The organism is Methanosarcina spelaei (assembly GCF_002287235.1).
Classification (GTDB): domain Archaea; phylum Halobacteriota; class Methanosarcinia; order Methanosarcinales; family Methanosarcinaceae; genus Methanosarcina; species Methanosarcina spelaei.
In genome coordinates this window covers 1-18,455 of the sequence record NZ_LMVP01000551.1, presented here as the reverse complement: position 1 = coordinate 18,455, position 18,455 = coordinate 1, and the positions used below count along the sequence as shown (strand labels likewise).

Below are 18,455 nucleotides of genomic sequence, written 5' to 3'. Positions count from 1 at the left end.
CAAAATATGATAAGGGAAAATGGAAAAACTATTATATTTTTTATGCGGTTGAAAATCCCTTAAATTTGAAGAGGATACGAAAATTTGGTACACTGCTCTGACTCCTATAGTGATTGAGCTTGATGAAATAGTCTAAATATTTTTCAGTGAAATATTATTTGGGTGATGGCTTATAAAAGACATATCTCTAACCTTCTTTTACGAAGTCTTCTCTGAACCTTCCTCCTCAATTACAGCGTAGAAATTTTTCTCAAAGCCCATGAAAAACTACCTCTTTGTCTATGAAGGACTTACCAGTAAGTTGCCACTTCCACACTTGATTTTTACATAAAGCCCTTATATCAAAAAACTAATATATGCCTTTAAAATCCAGGATTATGAGGTAGGTTGCATGGTCAAGGCTTTCGAGGAACGGAAATTATCATTTTCAATCAACGGAGAAGAAAAAATACCTGCAATCGAAATGGTGGGCACTATCCAACATATCCAAAACATTATTTTCCATCTGGGTGACTATTTTTATGGAAATCCAAGCCGTCCGAAAGGTGATTTTCCGCAGGTTATCAAAGATTCATGTACCCTTTTTGTAACGAATATAGAGATGGGTAGTGTTCACGCCGAAATGCAAATAGGCGACTCTCAAGTTGGTATAACAGAATTGGGAACATTAGGTGAGAGGGCAATTTGTGCAACAAACGAGTTAATTGAAGCTCTTTCCCACACAGATGTTTCAAAAGAAGAATTGGGGGAAATAATTAAAGACCCTCACAGGTTAAACAAAGTTTTGAAAGAGTTCTATTTAGTGTGGCCTGACCCGCAGTCGAAAAGAAGTCTAACTTTCGGTTTTTCAGGGAAAGTTGAAGAAAAACTAAATCCAGAACAAAAAGAAGTAATACAATCCATGTTGCACAAACCTGTTGAAGAATATGAAAAAGAAGTTTTTGGAAGAGTTTATGAACTGAGGGTCGACAAAAACAGAAGAATTCAAATCGACACTCCAGAAGGGCCAATTGATTGTAATTTCACTGCGGATATCGAAGATGATATCAAAGATACTATTGGAAGCATTGTTACCATACGTGGTGTAATGAAGCCTTTTAAAGGCAAGTTTGTTTTAAGTATTGACAGTGAAGCATCTATTGAAAGAAATCCACAATATTATCTTACTTCAATTAAAAGAAATGAGATTGAAGTGAAATTGAAGGAAGAAGTTCCAATTGACATTGAATTTGAGGATGATTGTTATATAGCTTCAAACGATGACCTGGGGCTTCTAGCTGTTCAACCAAAAATGAAGCTTTTGATTGAGGAACTCAGAGGACAGCTTAACGTTCTGTGGCAAGAATATGTACTTGTCGATGAGGAAGAGTTGGCACCAAGCGGCAAAGATCTGAGGGAGATGTTAATTTCAATTGTAGGTGCTCAAAATGTCTAAATATAAAGTAAAAGACATTGAGTCTTCTTTATCTAAAAAGGGGTTTCAGCTTCAAAATTCTCATCACAAATTTTACACGTATTATGTCGATGGAACAAAAACAGGAATTCATACTTTTATAAGCCACGGAAAAGATGAATACGGTGACAAGCTATTAAGCAAAATGAGAAATCAACTTAAGTTATCACATCAACAGTTTGATGACCTGATTCAATGTCCTTTATCTAAAGAAGAATTAAATAAGATCTATTCCAAAAACGGAAATATTTGATCCTCTTTTAGTCTTTTTTGTCGTTTTCAGTATTTTTCTAATTTTTCCACAGTTGTTAACATTACATTCAAGCATTGAAAACCCTTCATGAATACTAGATGAGCAGTCTCTCTCCGATCTATCAAAAAAGCATTCAGGATTTGAAATCCCTTGTTTTTGAAACTTTAAAAGACGAAAATGTTACTGTCATACTCTTTGGTTCCAGGGCAAGGGGAAATTTTATTCAAGTGTCGGATATAGATGTTGGGATCCTTCCCGGGAAAAATTTTGATCGGAGAAAATTGATTTTCTTAAAAGAAAGAACTGAGGACCTTAATATTCCCTATACAGTTAATATTGTGGACCTTTCCAGGGTTTCGAAGGTTTTTATAGAAAAAGCGCTTCGAGAAGGGGTTGTATGGAAACATTAAAACTCAGGATCGAAACTACTGAAAAAGCACTCAAAACTTTAAAAGCAATCACAGAAGAGCCTTATTCAGTAATAGTTCGGGATGCTGCTATTCAGAGGTTTGAATATACTTCTGAGACTTTCATCAGAGCTTTTATGTTCCAGTCGCGTCGGGCGCGGGAAAATACAGGTTTGAGATGACTATTATTGCTGCCCGATTTTTTAATTTTTTGATCTTTTACACCTTATCCTGGTTCAAGACAAATATTTAAAGATTGAAGTCGAGTACTTATTATGGCAGAAGACAGTTCTATTGCCTCCTCCAGAGATGCTGTTCGATTCAGGGCTATTTTGCATCATCATCTGCCGGAAATTTCCAGGAAATATAAAGTTAGTTATCTCGGGATTTTTGGTTCTTATATTCGCGGGGAACAAAGGCCTGAGAGTGACCTTGATATTCTGGTTGAGTTTGATGAAGCTCCCGGTTTTTTTGAGTACATTCAACTTGAAGATTACCTCAGTGAAATTCTTGGTGTGAAAGTGGATCTTGTGATGAAATCTGCCCTGAAATCTGCTATTGGGAAACATATCCTTGAGGAAGTTGTAGCAGTATGAATGAAAAAACAGAATTTCGAGATTATTTATCAGATATCATTGATGCCATAGAGAAAATAGAAAATTTCACCCGAGATATCTCTTTTGAGGAATTTATAGAAGATGATATGAGAGTTTTTGCTGTGGTTAGGGCTCTGGAAATCATAGGGGAAGCTGCAAAAAACGTTTCCCCTGAAATAAAAACAAATTATCCTTCCGTCCCCTGGAAAGAGATGGCAAGAACACGTGACAAGCTAATACATTCCTACTTTGGTGTGGATCTCAATGTTGTATGGAGGACGGTTAATAGCAATTTACCTCCTTTGAAAGATCAGATTTCTGAGATTCTTAAAGACTTGGAAAGTTCAATATCCTGATTTCTTTGCTAATCCTCGTTTTTGATTTTTGATTCCGGAAAACTATCGCCTACTCCTTTTCTTTTGTCTGATAAAGTTCTTTTCGCTCTATCTCGTTTTGTAGGGCACAGGAAATTAACTGAAGAACAATTTACATTGCCTTCCTTTTCCGAACTTCGGCTTAAATAATCCGGTTTGAATTTATGATTTAACCCTTCTCGTAATCAATGCTCAGGCTTTATCTCAGTTCCATTGACTCAAATGTTAATCATGGCGTCTGAATATTATTTACGTGACCATATAAAATTCTCTCATACAGGGTCAACAACTTTTAATATCACAAGCTTCTAAAGCTAGAGTCGGTGGGGTAAATAATGCATTTTCGATATGAAGATGCCTCTTTGAGATCACGTCGGATAGTGTATGCTATGCAGGGTACTTTTGAACATAAAGTGCCTGTTTGAGATCTCGTTGGATTTTATAGGGTACGTGTTCAGAGCATTTTCTAACAGGAATGCTTTGACAATATCAGATAGATACATTATGAGTGGGGTTTAACAAAATGCTATCAAAGAGTTTAAAAGAAATCGTAAGATCCGTAAAGGAAAAAAGAGTTTTACATTCGGAAAAGCTTATAGAAACAACTCACTGGCTCTATAATCTGGAATTTCTGGCCGTAAGAGTGATGATGTTTGCCATAGGTGTTCATCACCTCTATGTGTACACCATGAAAACCGTGTTCGGAGTTTGATATATTAACTCAGTTTCACAGGTAGGCTAATTCCTTTCGGATACGAAAAACTGCTTGCCACCAGAAAAACGGTTTCCGGGTCAAAGTTGGGGAACTCCCGGTGGGGAGGTGGCAGTGATTATCTAAAATTAAGAGGAAGATTGCCATTGCCTAGCATGATCGGAACTCATGCAAATCAACAAGAAATCTCAAACATAAAGCCCGAACCGCAAAAGCACATCGCTTTTCAAGTTTGGGCTATTAGGCTTTGCTTGTTAATTGCACATGCCTATTCTGAAAGAAGGAGGATTGGTACTAATTATCTGGTCCTCTAGCTATATTCAAACACCAGATGACTTACTCAGTGCCCTGATTTGATATCTCACCGGTTTCAAATGTCATCTGGTTAAAGAATTTCTTTCAGGTCTCAGAGAATTTCTTTCAGGTCTCAAAGAACTTCTAGAACTACTATCAAGTCATAAAGAACCTATCAAATCATAAAGAACCTATCAAGTCATAAAGAACCTATCAAGTCATAAAAACTTTTTAAAATATCATCTCTGGACTAGTAACACTTCTCTAAACCAATAACTTGGTTTGAAGAGTAACAAAGACTAATAACTCTCTATATAAAAGATTTTAAAGGGAAATCTCCTCAATAAAAAAGAGGCTTGGTAAATGCCAGATTATAATCCCTAAACTAACTCTTCTCTTATGGCTTTTTTCTTTCTTTTTGCCATCTTATTTTTAACATTCTCCAAGATTATTTATTAAGTACGTAAAACATATATAATATACTGCAATTATTATACTGTAACTTCTGTGATAGCCAAACAGGGAAACCGTTTTCAGAAGGAGGGATATGGGTTAGTGAACCGAAGGTTATCCAGGGTTGTAAGTAGAAATAGCAAAGTCCTTAGCTCTGAGTTTATGTTATCGTTAATAGATAAAAACTTCATAGAACACTATCGAGGCTTTTTGTTTCTTCTGATAAGTTGTTTTCTGTTGGATCTAAGAATGACAATTTACTACTCTTAAACTAAGGCTATCAAGCTCATGTTTTTTGTATAAGCTAATAATTAAAAGGAGATTCCTGAATTATGAGTGAGCTAATAGTTTTTGCATTTCCGAACGAGAAAGGTGCATCTGAAATGGATGAAGCCATTAACCGGCTTAAAAAAGAGCAATTAATCACCCTCGATGATGCCGCAATCGTTGTTCGCAATCATGATGGCAAGGTCAAGGTTAAGCAGGCTGTAGACCTTGTAGGTACAGGTACGGTAGGTGGAGCTTTCTGGGGTATGCTAATAGGACTGCTTTTCTGGATGCCCTGGCTCGGAATGGCAGTTGGTGCCATCACAGGTGCAATTGCAGGGAAATTGACCGATTACGGAATAAACGACGACTTCATCCATGAAGTTGCTGAAACCATCGAGCCAGGAGGATCTGCTCTCTTCTTGTTGATTTCAAAGTGGACTGAGGACAAGGTCCTTGATGAGCTGACTATGTTTAATCCGAAGGTAGTGCGTACTTCCCTTTCCAAAGAAGAAGAACATAAATTTAAAGCTGCCTTTGGTGCTGGAGAATAATTGAAAATTATATGCAACTAATACTATGCAACTAATACTATGCAACTAATACTATGCAACTAATACTATGCAACTAATACTATGCAACTAATACAGGCAGTCTAAAATAAAATTTTTAATATTATTAATGATTTCTCTGTTAATAAATTTCTATGTGAATTAGTTGCTAAAGTTACAAATAAAATATCATCTTTTAAACTTGAGCAAATAATCCGAATATACTTGTCTTATCAGGGTTTATCGGTAAATTCCCATAGTTCATTTTTCTGTTAAGTTTTCGTTTAAGTTTTTGTTTAAGTGTTCGTTTATTTCTTTACTCTTTCTTCATACTGGAGCGACCGTCCTTCCGTATGCGTCATTCAGTACTATCGCAAGGGCAGTGTACAGGGCTGCAAAGCCTACAATAAGGCCTACATAGCCAGCTATGACGAGCAGGCCTGCGTTTTCCGTAGCATTTACGATAGCCAGTAACATGAACAACAAGAAAAGGGTCACGAATATGAACATTATCGCTTTGCTGCCTAGCTTCAGAGTTGCTATTAACAGTACGAAGGTATACACTCCCCAGATGAAAAGGTATGCTGCAATGGATATTGGAGTTGGGGCTTCGATAAGTCCCGCTGCCGGCAGTAGAAGAAGGCTTGCAAGAGAAAACCAGAAAAGCCCGAACGCACAAAATGCCGTGCCTCCAAAAACGCTCCCTTTTTTCCAGGCCATGATGCCAGCAAAGACCTCAGCAAAACCCCCGAGGAACATTGCCATGGAAACGATCATTGAGTCTACAGGGTAAATACCTATATAGCTCAGGCTCAGTAGAACGGCTGACAGGCCGAGGCCAGTAAATCCAAGCGGTGTAGGGTTTGCGGTCCTGTCCATTACATGCACATCTGTTGCTATTTCCTGTGTTTCCGCCATTAATACCACTCCCCGAATAGATTTTTATCGTAAATTATATTGCTTCCTATATATTGTTTTTATTATTATATTAATGTTTGAATCGAATTATTTCTTCTGGATTTTATTCCATGCGGCCTTTCCATTAATTTTAAATTATCCGGCAACTTATGGGAAAACTCATGGCTCCAAAAATTCTTGTTACCAATGATGATGGTGTATACTCCACAGGTCTGAAAGCCGCTTTTGACAGCGTTTCGGACCTTGGGGAAGTTACAATTTCGGCTCCTGCTGTCCAGCAGAGCGGAGTCGGGCGTTCGATCTCTATCTTTGAACCCCTTCGAATCACGAAAACTAATTCAGGAGGTATACCTGCTTACTCTGTGGGAGGAACTCCTACGGATGCTGTAATTCTGGGCATCTTCACGATCCTCAAGGAGCTGCCTGACCTGGTGCTTTCCGGCTTTAACATTGGAGAGAATATCAGCACGGATACTATCACTACCTCAGGGACAATAGGAGGAGCGCTTGAAGCTGCAAGCTACGGAGTGCCTGCAATTGCCGCTTCCATGCAGGTGCTTGATGAAGGACAGAAATTCGATGACCCCAGGAACTACCATAGAGAGCGTTTTGAAGTTGGTATAAAAGTAGTAAACAGAGTTGCTCGAAATATCCTGAAGTATGGTATGCCTGAAAACGTAGATCTTCTTAACATAAACATTCCCTATCACGCTGAAGAGGATACTCCTTTAGAGATAACCCGCCTTGCAAGAAAAATCTTTAAAACGGATGTCGAGGAAAGGCGTGACCCAAGAGGCAGGTCCTATTACTGGATTGCAGGCGACCTTATCCGGGAGGAAGAAGAAGGAACTGACGTGCACGCCATTATGCAGAAAGGACACGTCTCAATAACTCCTATTTCCCTGGATTCAACTGCCAGGATAGATTTCTCAGAAATCGAAAGATATCTCTAAACATCTACAGGTGTTTCCATTTGTATTCGGTTAAGGATTTTGAGCTGCTGATCTCGATTTCGACGGAAAAACTCAAACCCAAATGTTTAGTGTTTAAATTGAAATCGATATCAGATTCCAGTTTTGCATTTGATGAATAATTTAACAAATTTTATGAAAATCAATGCAATTGATAACGATTTTTCCTTAACCGATGACCAATGCAGGTGTTTCTAGTTGTGTCACTCTTATTTGGAGATTTACTCGGAACCTCAAATGGCTGAAGGTTCCAAAAATTAATCTGAACTACAAAATAATAGAAGATTCAAAATTTACCCGAAATGAAAAAGGAAAAGAGGAAATTTTGGTTTCTGAGAGATATTGACTCACTTTTGTCCAGAGAAGTCCTTTTTATTCTTTCAGTTTATCTTTTTCGATATGAATGGAAATTTCCTTCCATTCGCTGTCGATAGTATGTAATGTTTCCACCATTGCTTTAATTACATTTACTATGATTTTCTGGACAAAATCATTCATCTGGATTTTTCTCTCATCTACTAAAAGTTCAATCTTCATTTTTCCTCCACGTTATTATATTCATTTCTGAGTTGTTTTTTCTCTTTAAGCCTTTTCCTCTTGTTCAAGAGTACTGACAGGCATGCAATACGGTTTCCTCCGGCTTACTGCAAGCTTAAGCAGCTTTTCTATCTCTTCAGAGTTTTTTGCTCCCATGACATCCACAAGGTTGTCATTTACCAGCAAGCAGGGCTTGAACTTCCCGTCTGCTGTAACCCTGAGCCTGCTGCAGTAGGCACAAAACTCCGAGTTGTCCATGGGCCGAACGAATTCAACCTCTACACCGTCGATAATGTACTTTCTTCGATGATGCAAGTGCCTTACCTTAACTTCACTTGCCCTCTCAGCCAGACTTTTTTCAAGAGCTTTCGAATTAATCATATACTTCGAAAGCCTGGGATCAATGTCCATAAGCTCGATGAGTTGCAGGATAACCATTCCTTTATAAGGCCGGACAAATTCCATCATAGAATCAATCTCGTCATCGTTTATGCCTTTAAGGAGTACCATATTCAGCTTCACAGGAGTCAGCCCAGCTTCAACTGCGCTGTCAATTCCTCTGATAACCTTCTCAAGTGAGCCAGGGGAAGCTCCGGTAATCCTTTCGTATTTTTCAGGAACAAGAGAATCCAGGCTTACATTTACCCTATCAAGGCCGGCAGCTTTAAGGGTTCTTGCGCGTTTTTCAAGCAGGATGCCATTAGTGGTCGCAGAAACTTCTTTTAACGGAGGAAGGCAGGAAAGGATTTCTTCAAAATCCTTTCGAAAAAGCGGTTCTCCCCCTGAGAATTTTATTTTATTGACCCCGAACTTTGCAGCTTCTCTGACAATTCCACAGATTAACTCGGGTTTCATTTCATTTCCCACCGGGCCGCGAGCACAGCAGTCTGCACCTTCGTTATGGCAGTACATGCATGAAAGGTTGCACCTATCAGTTATTGATATCCTGAGTCCTGTCACCCTTCGTCCATAAGAATCTTCAAGAATTTTCTTTGAGTTTTCTTCTGCAGTTTCAGGAGCTTTTTCTGGATTTTTCTGCTTCATGGCTGGTTAAAATCCCCTATTTAATATTCGGCATGCAATTCTTTATCAATTACTACTCGGACATGGTTATTTTTCATCATTTTCAGGACAAAAATCTCATCTCAGAAACTATCTGTGAGACGATCTTTGTGAAGATCTATAAAACTAACTATGAAATCATCTATAAACGGGTCTGTCTATAGTACGTGATTTCAAATAAATTTGCATCTGAGAAAGGGTCCGGAATGTCTTACTGGTTCAATTGAATAAAGATACTGATATTGACTGAATAAGTATACTGATACAAGCTGGATGTTTAAGGTGATATGAATTGAATATACTATACGGGTATATGATTATTGAATCTGGAACCAAAAACTGGAACTAATTATTTAATTTTAACTATATAAATGAATACTATAATTATCTATATCTTATTCAACTTATAACTTATTCATTTATAATTTATTCAACTTATAACTTATTCATTTATAATTTATTCAACTTATAACTTATTCAACTCAAAAAGGTCGAAGCCTCTTTTATCTACATTTTCCGGAATCAAACTGTTCTTGCCTTAGAGTATATAACCCTTAACTTAAGATTATGTGCACGGATGCCAATATCAGGATTTCCGGATTATCTAAAAAATAATCTTTCAGTGTGAATTAACATACTCATCTGGACTTTTTGACTTTTTCTTTTGACTCATTTTTCCTGAAAACACATACAAAGTGCTTAAAGCAGATGGATTAATAGCTTTAATATATTTTAACGGCAACAATATCCAGCAGATGACAAAAGGAATACTTATTGCAGGAACCCATAGTGGGGTCGGAAAAACGACAGTCTCCATGGGTATCATGGCTGCCCTTAAACACAGGCAGCTAAAGGTTCAGCCTTACAAAGTAGGGCCTGACTATATCGATCCTTCTCATCACACTGCAATTTGCGGGCGCCCCTCAAGGAACCTGGACACATACATAATGGGCACTGACGGAGTCGGGCAGACTGTAGCTCGGACTGCTGCAGATGCGGATATTGTGGTAGTAGAAGGAGTTATGGGACTCTTTGACGGAATCGATTCTACAGAAATTGCAAGTTCCGCCCATGTTGCAAAAATCCTTAATCTCCCGGTTATTCTGGTAATCAATGTACATGGTATGTCCAGAAGCACAGCTGCCCTCCTTAAGGGGTATTCCGAGTTCGATCCTGAAGTAAGGGTTGCAGGCGTTATCCTGAATCAGGTAGGCAGCCCAAGGCATGCGGAACTCGTAAAAAATTCACTTCCGGGTGACATTCCTATGGTAGGTATGATTCCAAGAAGAAAAGATATCGAGGTCCCCTCCAGACATCTAGGGCTTTACATGGCCCATGAAAAGGATTATAATACTGAGGAAATGGCGGCTTTTATTGAGGAAAACGTTAACCTTGACGCAGTGCTCGAACTTGCCGAGTCCATTTCAGTTCCGGAAATCATAAATACCCAGAGACCAGAAGCGGATCTCAGGATAGGGGTTGCCAGGGACCCGGCTTTTTGTTTTTATTACCAGGATATGTTCGATGCCTTTAAGGATTATGGAGCTGAAGTAGAATTTTTCAGCCCTATGGCAGGAGAGCTTCCGGATGTGGACGGAATTTACCTTGGAGGCGGCTACCCTGAACTTTACGCAGAAACCCTTGAAAAGTCAGAAACGACCCGAAAACTTAAGGGCCTTGCAGCTGACGGTTTGCCTATCTATGCAGAGTGTGGGGGTCTTCTTTACCTCTGCGGGACATATGAGATAGATAACAGGACGTATAAACTCGCAGATGTTGTGCCGGCAAACACACATATGACAAACCGGCTTAAAGCCCTCGGATATACTGAAGCTCGCCCTCTGGACAAAAACTTCTCTTCTCACAACATAAGAGGCCACGAATTCCACTACTCTCTCACGGAATGTGATCGCGATGCAAAATTCGCATATGAGATGCTGCGTGGAAAAGGTATACAGGACGGTTTTGACGGCCTCATCGAACACAACACCCTGGCAGGTTATATGCATTCTCATCCTGTTACTTTCCCTGTAGACAAATTTGTGGAAAAATGCAGGAAATATCGAAGAAAGTAAATAATTTTTGTAACTATTCAGCCTAACTATTCAGCCTATTAGAACATGCCTATTTTGAGATAATTATCTCTTTAAGATCATTTCTTGGTACAGGACCAGTATAGTTGCTTGCTTTGCGAGCAACTTTTGATTTCCATACTTTTTACTAAAGTGTTTTGTTGAGAATTAAAGTTTTTAACCTGAAATAGTATTGCCTATTTAACTTCGCAATAATATTTTATTTTCTTCATTTGGGAGTTTAATTTCCTCTGGAAATTTTACTTGATTCTTTACGAGAAAAATACTTTCAGCCTGTTAGGCTATGATTAATAATCGCTGAAGTAATTAATAAGCGTCGAAATTACAAAAGGAGAAATAAAATGAGATTTATATGCCCACTTATTGTTGTTAATGATATAGAGGCTTCCAGAAGTTTTTACGAAAATGTCCTTAATCAAAAGGTCCAGTGCGATTTCGGTGAGAACGTATCATTTGAGGGCGGCTTTGCCATACACTTGAAATCACACTTTTCAGGTTTAATAGGCATAAACAAAAACGATATCGTTCAAAAATCAAATAATGCTGAACTGTATTTTGAAGAAGACGATTTAGACAGTTTTCTTCAAAAACTGAAAGGTATGAACTCCGCTACGTATGTGCACGAGCTAAAAGAGCAGCCCTGGGGACAGCGGGTTATAAGATTCTATGATCCTGATATGCACATTGTTGAGGTTGGCGAACCCATGGAAAGCGTAGTTAAAAGGTTCTTGAGTAAAGGATTATCAATTGAAGAAACAGTAAAACGAACTTTAATGCCAGAGGAATTTGTCAGACAATGTTTATAGATAAGGTGAGACTCAGTAAAAACTCATTTAAAAATTACGAAAGTAATTTCTGGAATTGTTCAGATCACTTACTTCGTTTAAGCTTTAGTGAACTATTTTTGAAATATAGATTACTTCCTGGTAGCGTAGAATAGGATTGATAGAGGGGTATTCATGATTCTTCACGCTCCCGATGTAATAATATTACTAATTTACAGTACTTAGCAAAAGTTATTATAGGTTTTAATGAATACTTTCTTTAAACTTTGACAATCAACTTTGACAATCCGTTCCTGTTAATCTTTTTGCAATGTTAGATAAGTAGAGAAGTAAATACTTTTTCCAATTAATCTGAGTTAAAATACTGGCTTTCTAAGTATTAAAAACATAAATTATTCTGACTGATTTTTATCAGGTTTGAATAATCTTCAAAAATAAGTCAGTATTATTTTCAGATCAAGTCCACACAATGATTTGCACTAAATCGAGTTTATGCACAGATTTTTAGGAAGGAAAAAAATGGCTCTAAAACCCAGAATTACAGAATCCCCTCATGTTCGTTTGATTGACCTTAAGTCAAAACCTTTCTTTATTGTAGCTTCAGTAGAGGTTGGAAACACCACAACCAAATGTATCCTCACAGCTACCAGTATGGAGACCGGAAGGACCCATATTATAAATAAGGTAGTGCGGATGACCAGAGACGTCCGTCCACCTAGACCCGGAGAAGCCGTATTCGGGAAGACACTTACGGGTGTCGAACTTACTCGTGAAGCCGTTGCAGAACTGGTGCGCAGCACCCTGACTGAATCAATAGAAAAAGCAAGTCTGGACATAAAAACCGACCTGAACTTTGTAGTCCGTTCTACTGGTGTTGTTGCAGGTTTTGATTCTCCGGAAGAGGTTGGTGAGTTTATTAAAGCTCTGGCAGATGGCTGCCTGATAGCAGGAGTTCCCCCAAAGAATATGACCCCACCAATGTCCATTTCAAATATCTCTAAAAAATTCCAGAAATACAGTAAATTGGAAAAGGTAATTTTTGATGGGGCAGTAGCTGGTGTACTACCTCCAATAGGTTCTACTGGCGTTGAAATCGTTGCAAACGAGATGGAAGGGGAGCTTGCAACTGCAGGGATTAAGGAAGCGGCCAAACTTACAGATGTTGATTTCAGGAATCCCTGTATCTCAATAGATTTCGGGACAACTCTTGACGGCAGGGTCACAAATTCAGACCAACCGTATGCAAAAACAATTGGTAACTTTTGCGGCTATGCCGGGGCAATTCCTGACGCAATTATCCGGGGTTCGAAGATTGTGGACTCAAAAGTAGGAACTGCTCTCGAGGTTTTTGAAAAAGAGAAACCACCTTCTTTCCTTACTTTAAAGATGAAGGCTAAAGCGATTGAGGCATATACAAAGCGTATTCATGAGCTTATTGTTATAGAACAAGTCCCAAGGGATAGAACCAGGTATGGAAGTGTGCCTGTAAGGCCGGATGCAGCTGAGCAGATAGGCGTAACACTCATAGGTTGCGACGTGGGTGTAAACGGTTCCGATATGGGCAAGCTTAGTGCTATAGGTATGGAAATCTGTAAGACACACGGACTTCAGGTTGTCTTTGCTGTCATTGATGAGGTTATGGCAGGCGTGGTTTGCAGGTTGATCAGGGTTGCAAAAGAAGTAAAACTTGTTTTTGAAGATACAACTATAGGGATCACTGGCAGGGCAGGGATTACAGGGAACAAACCTAAACTAATCCTGAAATGTTTGGAAGAGTTGAATATTGCTTCGAAAATAGATGAGAGAGTAGTCTTCGTAGATGACGGACTTGCCAGAGGAGCAGCCGTGATGGCTCGATGTATGAATTCTCTTGGCTCGCCGCAAAATCCTCTAGGCGGCAGGCACAATGGAAAATGTATTCTTGCACAGAGAGTAAAAATACAGGAAAAATAACACTTCAAAATACGGAAAAAATAACACCTCAAAACACAGAAAAACAATCTCAAAATACAGAAAATTTACAAAATATTTATTACGTGGAAAAAATCGAAATATTAAAAGAGAAGATTTTTAAGTGAGGCAAGAGGAATTAACCTCCTGCTCCTCCACCACCGGCTTTCCCGAGGTCAAAGGCTTGCATTGTTTCCCTTTCTTTTCTGAATCTTTCTTCCAGTTCCTCAGCAGTGAGTTCTCTTTCTTCTTTCTTTTCTTTAGTTTTAAGCTCAGTTGGCTCCAGGTTTTCTTCCCTGTACCAGAGCCCTGTACTTTCGAGCAGAACCCATACCTCTCCTTGCTCGTCCTTTTTTATTGCAGTTACGCGGCTGACCGTATCACTGTTTACGTATTTGACGGTATCTCCCGCTTTAATGGGTTTTTTATTTCGCCCTACTGCTGTGATTAGTTCAGCATCAGCCATGCTCTCACCTCGAAGGCTTCCAGGACGCTGGGATTTCAGGCCCTGCAAAAGTCTCTTCTTGTAATTTTATTGCTTATAGGTTGTCCAGGCCCTCTAATAAAGTTTATGTGGGTTAGCCCGTATGGAGACTCTATATAATACTTTGTACAAAGATAATATCAAAAAACTATGTGGAAATTGGACTCAGTACCAAAACCTAGTGATGAATTTAAAGTTCAAAATCACTAGGTTTTGTAATTAGTCATGATCCTTGTGACATAACTTAAAAATTGAAGTCTTTAGATGTCGAATATTGATTTTGATGATAACTGGACTCTTCTTGCTAACTCAGGTCTTCAATTAAAAAATACGAAAATCACTGGATTTTGGAACAGAGTCGGAAATTGTTTTGGATTATATTTTTGGAAGCCTCGGTGTATCATAATTTTTTCCAGAGACTTCCAGGATTCAAAAAATCTAAAACTGGTTTATTTCGTACCTTTCTATTTTTAATATTGATTAATCTCTGACCTGAGGTCTCCCATCAGGGCAACTCTTTCAGCATAAGCGTTGTGTCTGTGAATACTTTCTTCATTGGTTTGTTTGATGGTGATTACTGCATTATCAGGAAGGTTCGGGAACTCTTTTACTATATTATCTGCCATGGTCCTTACACAGTCTTCTACAAATTTCGGGTTCATATGCGCAGTTTCCACTACGACTTTCTCATCTGAACGTTTCAAGACTTCATATACGCTGGAACTCATGGAGCTATCAATAATGTTGATAATGCTTTCAAGGGAAACATCAAAATCATGTGCTACCTTGATTGATATAATTCCTCTTCCTCGCTGGTTGTGGGTAGCCATGGGAACCTTTTCCAAGAACTTTATAATCGTATCTTCATCGACTCCAAGTTCGGAAAGCTCATTTGCAGCTTTATCTCGCATAATCTCCTGAGCACAGGGGCAGGCTGTCATCCCTACAACTTCAGCGCCGATCAGCTTCTTCACATCAAAATAGTCATCATTGGCCTGTCCTCTTACAGCTGATGCTTCAGCAAAGATATTTACGACTTCCTGGCACTTAATCCCGGTGGCTGGGGATGCACGCCTGATCATATATTCGCTTGTCATACGGACTTCAGCCTGATTGGCGTATTCATGCCTGCCAAGCAAGTTGTGTGCGATATCACTGCAAAGCTGCTCAATTTCGTATACGGGCATGCTAAGTATCTTTTCCAGTACCTCATCTACAGCTTCAAAATTCCGTGAAAGATTGGCTCCTTTTCGATCGGAGGGTAGGTCAACAAAAACATCAAAAGTAGAAATCAGTACGACTGGACGTTTGTCTTTTCGTTTGATTTCAATAAGTTTTTTTACGTTTGTTACCCCAACACGAGTAAGGTTTATAGCTATGTTAGGTCTGCTGGCCTGGACGTCCGGGAGGTTGAAAGTGCAATGTTCCATAATTAACCAGATCCATGAAAAGATGAGTGTTTGATTTTGTAAAATGAATCATGATAAATATGTAATTTTATCCCACTTGGAAAAATATAATGATCATAAGAAGTTATAGCATGTAAAGTTTGTGCTTTTTGAGGGTTTTTTCTAAATTTACAACAGAACTTAAGTTTCAGAATCGCCCAAGAATTGTTTCCTGAAACATATTGTGGACTGCATTTCTAACAAGATATAATTATTTAAATATTTCCCATTTTACCAACACTATTGGAAAATTTAGTTTATATATTCCTCGTAAATTTAAGCCAATTTCGCATAAACCAATAACTACAGGCAACATCCTGAAGAAAGATTTTATATACTTTAAAACGTAATCAGTGTCTAGCAATTCATTTGCGAGGTGACCTTTATGTCCAATACAAGAAATTTTGTTTTACGAGACGAAGAAGGCAATGAGCACGGCGTTTTCACAGGAAAACAGCCTCGGCAGGCTGCCTTAAAAGCTGCAAACCGGGGCACCGGGAATAAATCCAATCCGGATACTATCCGCCTCAGAGAACGCGGGACAAAGAAGGTGCACGTTTTCAAGGCATGGAAGGAACTTGTCGAAGCCCCTAAAAATAGGCCTGACTGGATGCCTGAGAAAATCAGCAAACCTTTTGTCAAGAAAGAAAAAATAGAAAAGATCGAATAAATCGAATAAATTTGATAAACATAATTTCTTTCACATGCCCTGAAAATAGGGTTCTTTCTTTTTCTTTAATATCCAGATAAGGGATTAGCCTGGACTGATCTTTAATTTTAATACAATCCGGGCTGGCTTATTTCCAATGTTTCTCAAAATTAATAACCTTGCCCTTATTTTTAATATTATCATCTAGCTCTCATCAGAACCTTTAACGATAAGTTTAAAAATAGATTTTCTGATTCCTACATCATGGAACTAAAAAGAGAGAATGTGCTCATTGAAGCCTTGCCTTATATGCAGGAGTTCTATAACTCAATTATGGTTATTAAAGTAGGCGGAAATGCAATGGTAAGCTCCCAAATCATGGAGGACATTATAAAAGATGTTGTGCTCCTGCGCTATGTGGGAATCAAACCCGTTATTGTACACGGCGGTGGGCCTGAGATTACGGAAAAAATGGAGCGGATGGGCAAAAAAGCTGAGTTTTTCCAGGGCTTACGTATTACAGACGACGAGACAATGGAGATTGCCAGGATGGTGCTTGTCGGAAATATCAATACCAAAATTGTATCTCTTATCGGGGTTTGCGGAGGAAAAGGTATTGGGCTTAACGGTCACGATGGAAGAATGATCCTTGGTCATAAACAGGCTGTAAAGAAGGTAGTGGTTGACGGTATTGAGACTGAGGTTGATATCGGCTGGGTCGGGGAGTGTGAGGTAATTAATCCTGATATCCTCCATATCGTGCTCGAAAACGGATATATTCCAGTCATTTCTCCTATTGCTGTGGATGCTAAAGGCAATGCTCTAAACATTAACGCCGATATAGTGGCAGGTGATATTGCCGCAGCTTTGCATGCTAAAAAGCTGATTCTGATGACTGATGTCTCAGGGCTGCTTAGAAATATAAATGATCCCGATAGCCACATATCTCGCGTAACTCTGGACGAAATCGATCACCTTATCGCTGAAGGAGTCATACAGGGAGGTATGATCCCAAAACTCAAAGGTGCAGCAGTCGCAGTAAAAAATGGTGTTGAAAGGGCTCATATCATAAACGGAAGTGTTTCTCACTCCATGCTTCTTGAACTTTTTACTGATCAGGGAATCGGAACTATGGTTTGCAGTTTGGAAAAGCCAAAAGATCGACTATAAACGAGCTGGCGGCTTTATAGCTACTTCTAGTTTTTGATTAGTTTTAATAAAATAATTTAAGAGGTAATCATGAATCTACTTATCAGGCCTGTCAGGTTAAGTGATGCTCAGGATATCAATGAGATGCGAAGGCAAGAGGAGGTTAGGGCACACACCCTTGCCCTTCCTACAGAAACTGTTGAGTTTACAGAAGGATTCCTGAGGAGTATGGGTAGTGATGACCATATACTGGTATCCGAACTCGAAGGAAATGTTGTCGGAATGGCAGGGATACATCTTTTAAAGAGCGTCAGACAGAGACATTCATCTTTTCTTGGGATCATGGTAAGGGCTGAATATCAGGGGCAGGGTATTGGGAAAAACTTGATGGAAAAGATTCTCGACCTTGCAGATAACTGGCTTATGCTGGTAAGAATTGAGCTTGATGTTACTGCAGACAATGAAAAAGCTATCAGTCTTTACCAGTCTTTTGGTTTTGAAATCGAGGGGACGAAGAAGTACGCAATAATTAAGGATGGGAAGTATGCCGACCTTCTCATGATGGCCAGGTACCATATTCCCACTCAGTTCAAATAAAAATTAAATAAAAAAATAGTCTTTTGCAGTTCTTAGTGATTGTCACAAAATAATTCAGGCATTTATTTATATGGGTTCCTTCTATTGAATATATATGAGTAACCAACTTGAGAAAATTCTCTCTGAAAAGTATGAATTGCTCAAACCGTTTCTCGATGAACAAAAGAAACGTCTATTTGCTGGTGCTGAGGCTATTAGCCTTGGTGAAGGTGGAATCAGCATAGTTTCTCGTGCAACAGGAATCTCTCGTGATACTATTTCTAAAGCTTGTAAAGAACTAGCAAGTGGAACGATTGGAGCAAGTGGAACATCTATTCCTGATGGTAAGATTCGAGCTCCTGGGGGAGGTCGCAAAAAGAGTGTTGATAAAGATCCCACACTTATATCTGATCTTGAAAGTCTTATTGAACCAACAAGTAGTGGTGATCCAGAATCACCTTTGCGTTGGACCT

At 38.9% G+C, this 18,455-nt stretch carries 20 protein-coding genes and 1 pseudogene; 16 read left to right on the top strand and 5 right to left on the bottom strand.

Features of this window, described 5'->3' with window-relative positions:
- Window positions 1-391: 391 nt before the first annotated feature.
- The 8 genes from ASJ81_RS21425 (at window position 392) to ASJ81_RS21390 (ending at window position 5,363) form a co-directional block, all read left to right on the top strand.
- Window positions 392-1,435, top strand: a complete 1,044-nt coding sequence (locus ASJ81_RS21425) for a hypothetical protein (protein WP_095646141.1) — start codon at window positions 392-394, stop codon at window positions 1,433-1,435.
- Window positions 1,428-1,706: a hypothetical protein gene (locus ASJ81_RS21420; RefSeq protein WP_095646140.1), complete on the top strand. Its 279-nt coding sequence runs from the start codon at window positions 1,428-1,430 to the stop codon at window positions 1,704-1,706. The genes ASJ81_RS21425 and ASJ81_RS21420 overlap by 8 nt, the downstream gene beginning before the upstream one ends.
- 98 nt (window positions 1,707-1,804) lie before the next feature.
- The gene (locus ASJ81_RS21415; protein ID WP_095646139.1) at window positions 1,805-2,116 is read left to right on the top strand and encodes a nucleotidyltransferase family protein; all 312 of its coding nucleotides are present in this window, start codon (window positions 1,805-1,807) and stop codon (window positions 2,114-2,116) included.
- Window positions 2,104-2,295, top strand: a complete 192-nt coding sequence (locus ASJ81_RS21410; RefSeq protein WP_095646138.1) for a hypothetical protein — start codon at window positions 2,104-2,106, stop codon at window positions 2,293-2,295. Before ASJ81_RS21415 ends, ASJ81_RS21410 begins: the two co-directional genes overlap by 13 nt.
- Window positions 2,296-2,388: 93 nt before the next feature.
- Window positions 2,389-2,709: a nucleotidyltransferase family protein gene (locus ASJ81_RS21405; RefSeq protein ID WP_095646137.1), complete on the top strand. Its 321-nt coding sequence runs from the start codon at window positions 2,389-2,391 to the stop codon at window positions 2,707-2,709.
- Window positions 2,706-3,065, top strand: coding sequence for a HepT-like ribonuclease domain-containing protein (locus ASJ81_RS21400; protein ID WP_095646136.1), 360 nt, complete (start codon window positions 2,706-2,708; stop codon window positions 3,063-3,065). Before ASJ81_RS21405 ends, ASJ81_RS21400 begins: the two co-directional genes overlap by 4 nt.
- Window positions 3,066-3,606: 541 nt before the next feature.
- Complete coding sequence (locus ASJ81_RS21395) at window positions 3,607-3,795, top strand: hypothetical protein (protein WP_095646135.1); 189 nt, start codon at window positions 3,607-3,609, stop codon at window positions 3,793-3,795.
- Window positions 3,796-4,874: 1,079 nt separating this feature from the next.
- Window positions 4,875-5,363, top strand: coding sequence for a DUF1269 domain-containing protein (locus ASJ81_RS21390; RefSeq protein ID WP_095646134.1), 489 nt, complete (start codon window positions 4,875-4,877; stop codon window positions 5,361-5,363).
- 324 nt (window positions 5,364-5,687) lie between these two features.
- Here ASJ81_RS21390 and ASJ81_RS21385 read toward each other — a convergent pair whose 3' ends face one another.
- Window positions 5,688-6,278, bottom strand: a complete 591-nt coding sequence (locus tag ASJ81_RS21385; protein WP_095646133.1) for an acetate uptake transporter — start codon at window positions 6,276-6,278, stop codon at window positions 5,688-5,690.
- A gap of 149 nt (window positions 6,279-6,427) precedes the next feature.
- On the opposite strand from ASJ81_RS21385, the gene surE reads away from it, so the two are divergent.
- Complete coding sequence (gene surE, locus ASJ81_RS21380; protein WP_095646132.1) at window positions 6,428-7,231, top strand: 5'/3'-nucleotidase SurE; 804 nt, start codon at window positions 6,428-6,430, stop codon at window positions 7,229-7,231.
- 390 nt (window positions 7,232-7,621) lie between these two features.
- On the opposite strand, the gene ASJ81_RS23130 is transcribed toward surE, so the two are convergent.
- Window positions 7,622-7,786: a hypothetical protein gene (locus ASJ81_RS23130; RefSeq protein ID WP_170943447.1), complete on the bottom strand. Its 165-nt coding sequence runs from the start codon at window positions 7,784-7,786 to the stop codon at window positions 7,622-7,624.
- Between the two features lie 45 nt (window positions 7,787-7,831).
- Window positions 7,832-8,830 carry a GTP 3',8-cyclase MoaA gene (moaA, locus tag ASJ81_RS21375; protein WP_095646131.1) on the bottom strand — a complete coding sequence of 333 codons (999 nt, stop codon included), beginning with the start codon at window positions 8,828-8,830 and terminating at the stop codon, window positions 7,832-7,834.
- A 773-nt stretch (window positions 8,831-9,603) separates the two neighbouring features.
- Here moaA and ASJ81_RS21370 point away from each other — a divergent pair.
- From ASJ81_RS21370 to ASJ81_RS21360, 3 genes are all read left to right on the top strand, one after another.
- A complete protein-coding gene (locus ASJ81_RS21370; RefSeq protein WP_095646143.1) occupies window positions 9,604-10,923 on the top strand; it encodes a cobyrinate a,c-diamide synthase in 1,320 nt (439 codons plus the stop codon).
- A gap of 359 nt (window positions 10,924-11,282) precedes the next feature.
- Window positions 11,283-11,747 carry a VOC family protein gene (locus ASJ81_RS21365; protein ID WP_095646130.1) on the top strand — a complete coding sequence of 155 codons (465 nt, stop codon included), beginning with the start codon at window positions 11,283-11,285 and terminating at the stop codon, window positions 11,745-11,747.
- Window positions 11,748-12,245: 498 nt separating this feature from the next.
- Window positions 12,246-13,679: a methanogenesis marker 14 protein gene (locus ASJ81_RS21360; protein WP_095646129.1), complete on the top strand. Its 1,434-nt coding sequence runs from the start codon at window positions 12,246-12,248 to the stop codon at window positions 13,677-13,679.
- Between the two features lie 136 nt (window positions 13,680-13,815).
- Here the strand turns inward: ASJ81_RS21360 and ASJ81_RS21355 are convergent, their stop codons facing one another.
- Window positions 13,816-14,142: a DUF2098 domain-containing protein gene (locus ASJ81_RS21355; protein WP_095646142.1), complete on the bottom strand. Its 327-nt coding sequence runs from the start codon at window positions 14,140-14,142 to the stop codon at window positions 13,816-13,818.
- A 488-nt stretch (window positions 14,143-14,630) separates the two neighbouring features.
- Window positions 14,631-15,590 carry a GTP cyclohydrolase MptA gene (mptA, locus tag ASJ81_RS21345; RefSeq protein WP_095646127.1) on the bottom strand — a complete coding sequence of 320 codons (960 nt, stop codon included), beginning with the start codon at window positions 15,588-15,590 and terminating at the stop codon, window positions 14,631-14,633.
- A 403-nt stretch (window positions 15,591-15,993) separates the two neighbouring features.
- On the opposite strand from mptA, the gene ASJ81_RS21340 reads away from it, so the two are divergent.
- The 4 genes and pseudogenes from ASJ81_RS21340 to ASJ81_RS21325 all read left to right on the top strand — a co-directional run.
- Window positions 15,994-16,278, top strand: a complete 285-nt coding sequence (locus ASJ81_RS21340) for a non-histone chromosomal MC1 family protein (protein WP_095646126.1) — start codon at window positions 15,994-15,996, stop codon at window positions 16,276-16,278.
- 243 nt (window positions 16,279-16,521) lie between these two features.
- Window positions 16,522-17,427 carry an acetylglutamate kinase gene (argB, locus tag ASJ81_RS21335; protein ID WP_095646125.1) on the top strand — a complete coding sequence of 302 codons (906 nt, stop codon included), beginning with the start codon at window positions 16,522-16,524 and terminating at the stop codon, window positions 17,425-17,427.
- 69 nt (window positions 17,428-17,496) lie between these two features.
- A complete protein-coding gene (locus ASJ81_RS21330) occupies window positions 17,497-18,003 on the top strand; it encodes a GNAT family N-acetyltransferase (RefSeq protein ID WP_095646124.1) in 507 nt (168 codons plus the stop codon).
- A gap of 94 nt (window positions 18,004-18,097) precedes the next feature.
- Window positions 18,098-18,455 (top strand): annotated as a pseudogene (locus ASJ81_RS21325) (ISAzo13 family transposase); the annotation flags it as partial.

Coding starts and splice junctions, on each gene's coding strand:
- surE (WP_095646132.1), top strand. CDS start 6,428: ATGGGAAAACTCATGGCTCCAAAAATTCTTGTTACCAATGATGATGGT.
- ASJ81_RS21400 (WP_095646136.1), top strand. CDS start 2,706: ATGAATGAAAAAACAGAATTTCGAGATTATTTATCAGATATCATTGAT.
- argB (WP_095646125.1), top strand. CDS start 16,522: ATGGAACTAAAAAGAGAGAATGTGCTCATTGAAGCCTTGCCTTATATG.
- ASJ81_RS21360 (WP_095646129.1), top strand. CDS start 12,246: ATGGCTCTAAAACCCAGAATTACAGAATCCCCTCATGTTCGTTTGATT.
- ASJ81_RS23130 (WP_170943447.1), bottom strand. CDS start 7,786: ATGAAGATTGAACTTTTAGTAGATGAGAGAAAAATCCAGATGAATGAT.
- ASJ81_RS21420 (WP_095646140.1), top strand. CDS start 1,428: ATGTCTAAATATAAAGTAAAAGACATTGAGTCTTCTTTATCTAAAAAG.
- moaA (WP_095646131.1), bottom strand. CDS start 8,830: ATGAAGCAGAAAAATCCAGAAAAAGCTCCTGAAACTGCAGAAGAAAAC.
- mptA (WP_095646127.1), bottom strand. CDS start 15,590: ATGGAACATTGCACTTTCAACCTCCCGGACGTCCAGGCCAGCAGACCT.
- ASJ81_RS21410 (WP_095646138.1), top strand. CDS start 2,104: ATGGAAACATTAAAACTCAGGATCGAAACTACTGAAAAAGCACTCAAA.
- ASJ81_RS21425 (WP_095646141.1), top strand. CDS start 392: ATGGTCAAGGCTTTCGAGGAACGGAAATTATCATTTTCAATCAACGGA.
- ASJ81_RS21365 (WP_095646130.1), top strand. CDS start 11,283: ATGAGATTTATATGCCCACTTATTGTTGTTAATGATATAGAGGCTTCC.
- ASJ81_RS21330 (WP_095646124.1), top strand. CDS start 17,497: ATGAATCTACTTATCAGGCCTGTCAGGTTAAGTGATGCTCAGGATATC.
- ASJ81_RS21355 (WP_095646142.1), bottom strand. CDS start 14,142: ATGGCTGATGCTGAACTAATCACAGCAGTAGGGCGAAATAAAAAACCC.
- ASJ81_RS21405 (WP_095646137.1), top strand. CDS start 2,389: ATGGCAGAAGACAGTTCTATTGCCTCCTCCAGAGATGCTGTTCGATTC.
- ASJ81_RS21385 (WP_095646133.1), bottom strand. CDS start 6,278: ATGGCGGAAACACAGGAAATAGCAACAGATGTGCATGTAATGGACAGG.
- ASJ81_RS21370 (WP_095646143.1), top strand. CDS start 9,604: ATGACAAAAGGAATACTTATTGCAGGAACCCATAGTGGGGTCGGAAAA.
- ASJ81_RS21340 (WP_095646126.1), top strand. CDS start 15,994: ATGTCCAATACAAGAAATTTTGTTTTACGAGACGAAGAAGGCAATGAG.
- ASJ81_RS21390 (WP_095646134.1), top strand. CDS start 4,875: ATGAGTGAGCTAATAGTTTTTGCATTTCCGAACGAGAAAGGTGCATCT.
- ASJ81_RS21415 (WP_095646139.1), top strand. CDS start 1,805: ATGAGCAGTCTCTCTCCGATCTATCAAAAAAGCATTCAGGATTTGAAA.
- ASJ81_RS21395 (WP_095646135.1), top strand. CDS start 3,607: ATGCTATCAAAGAGTTTAAAAGAAATCGTAAGATCCGTAAAGGAAAAA.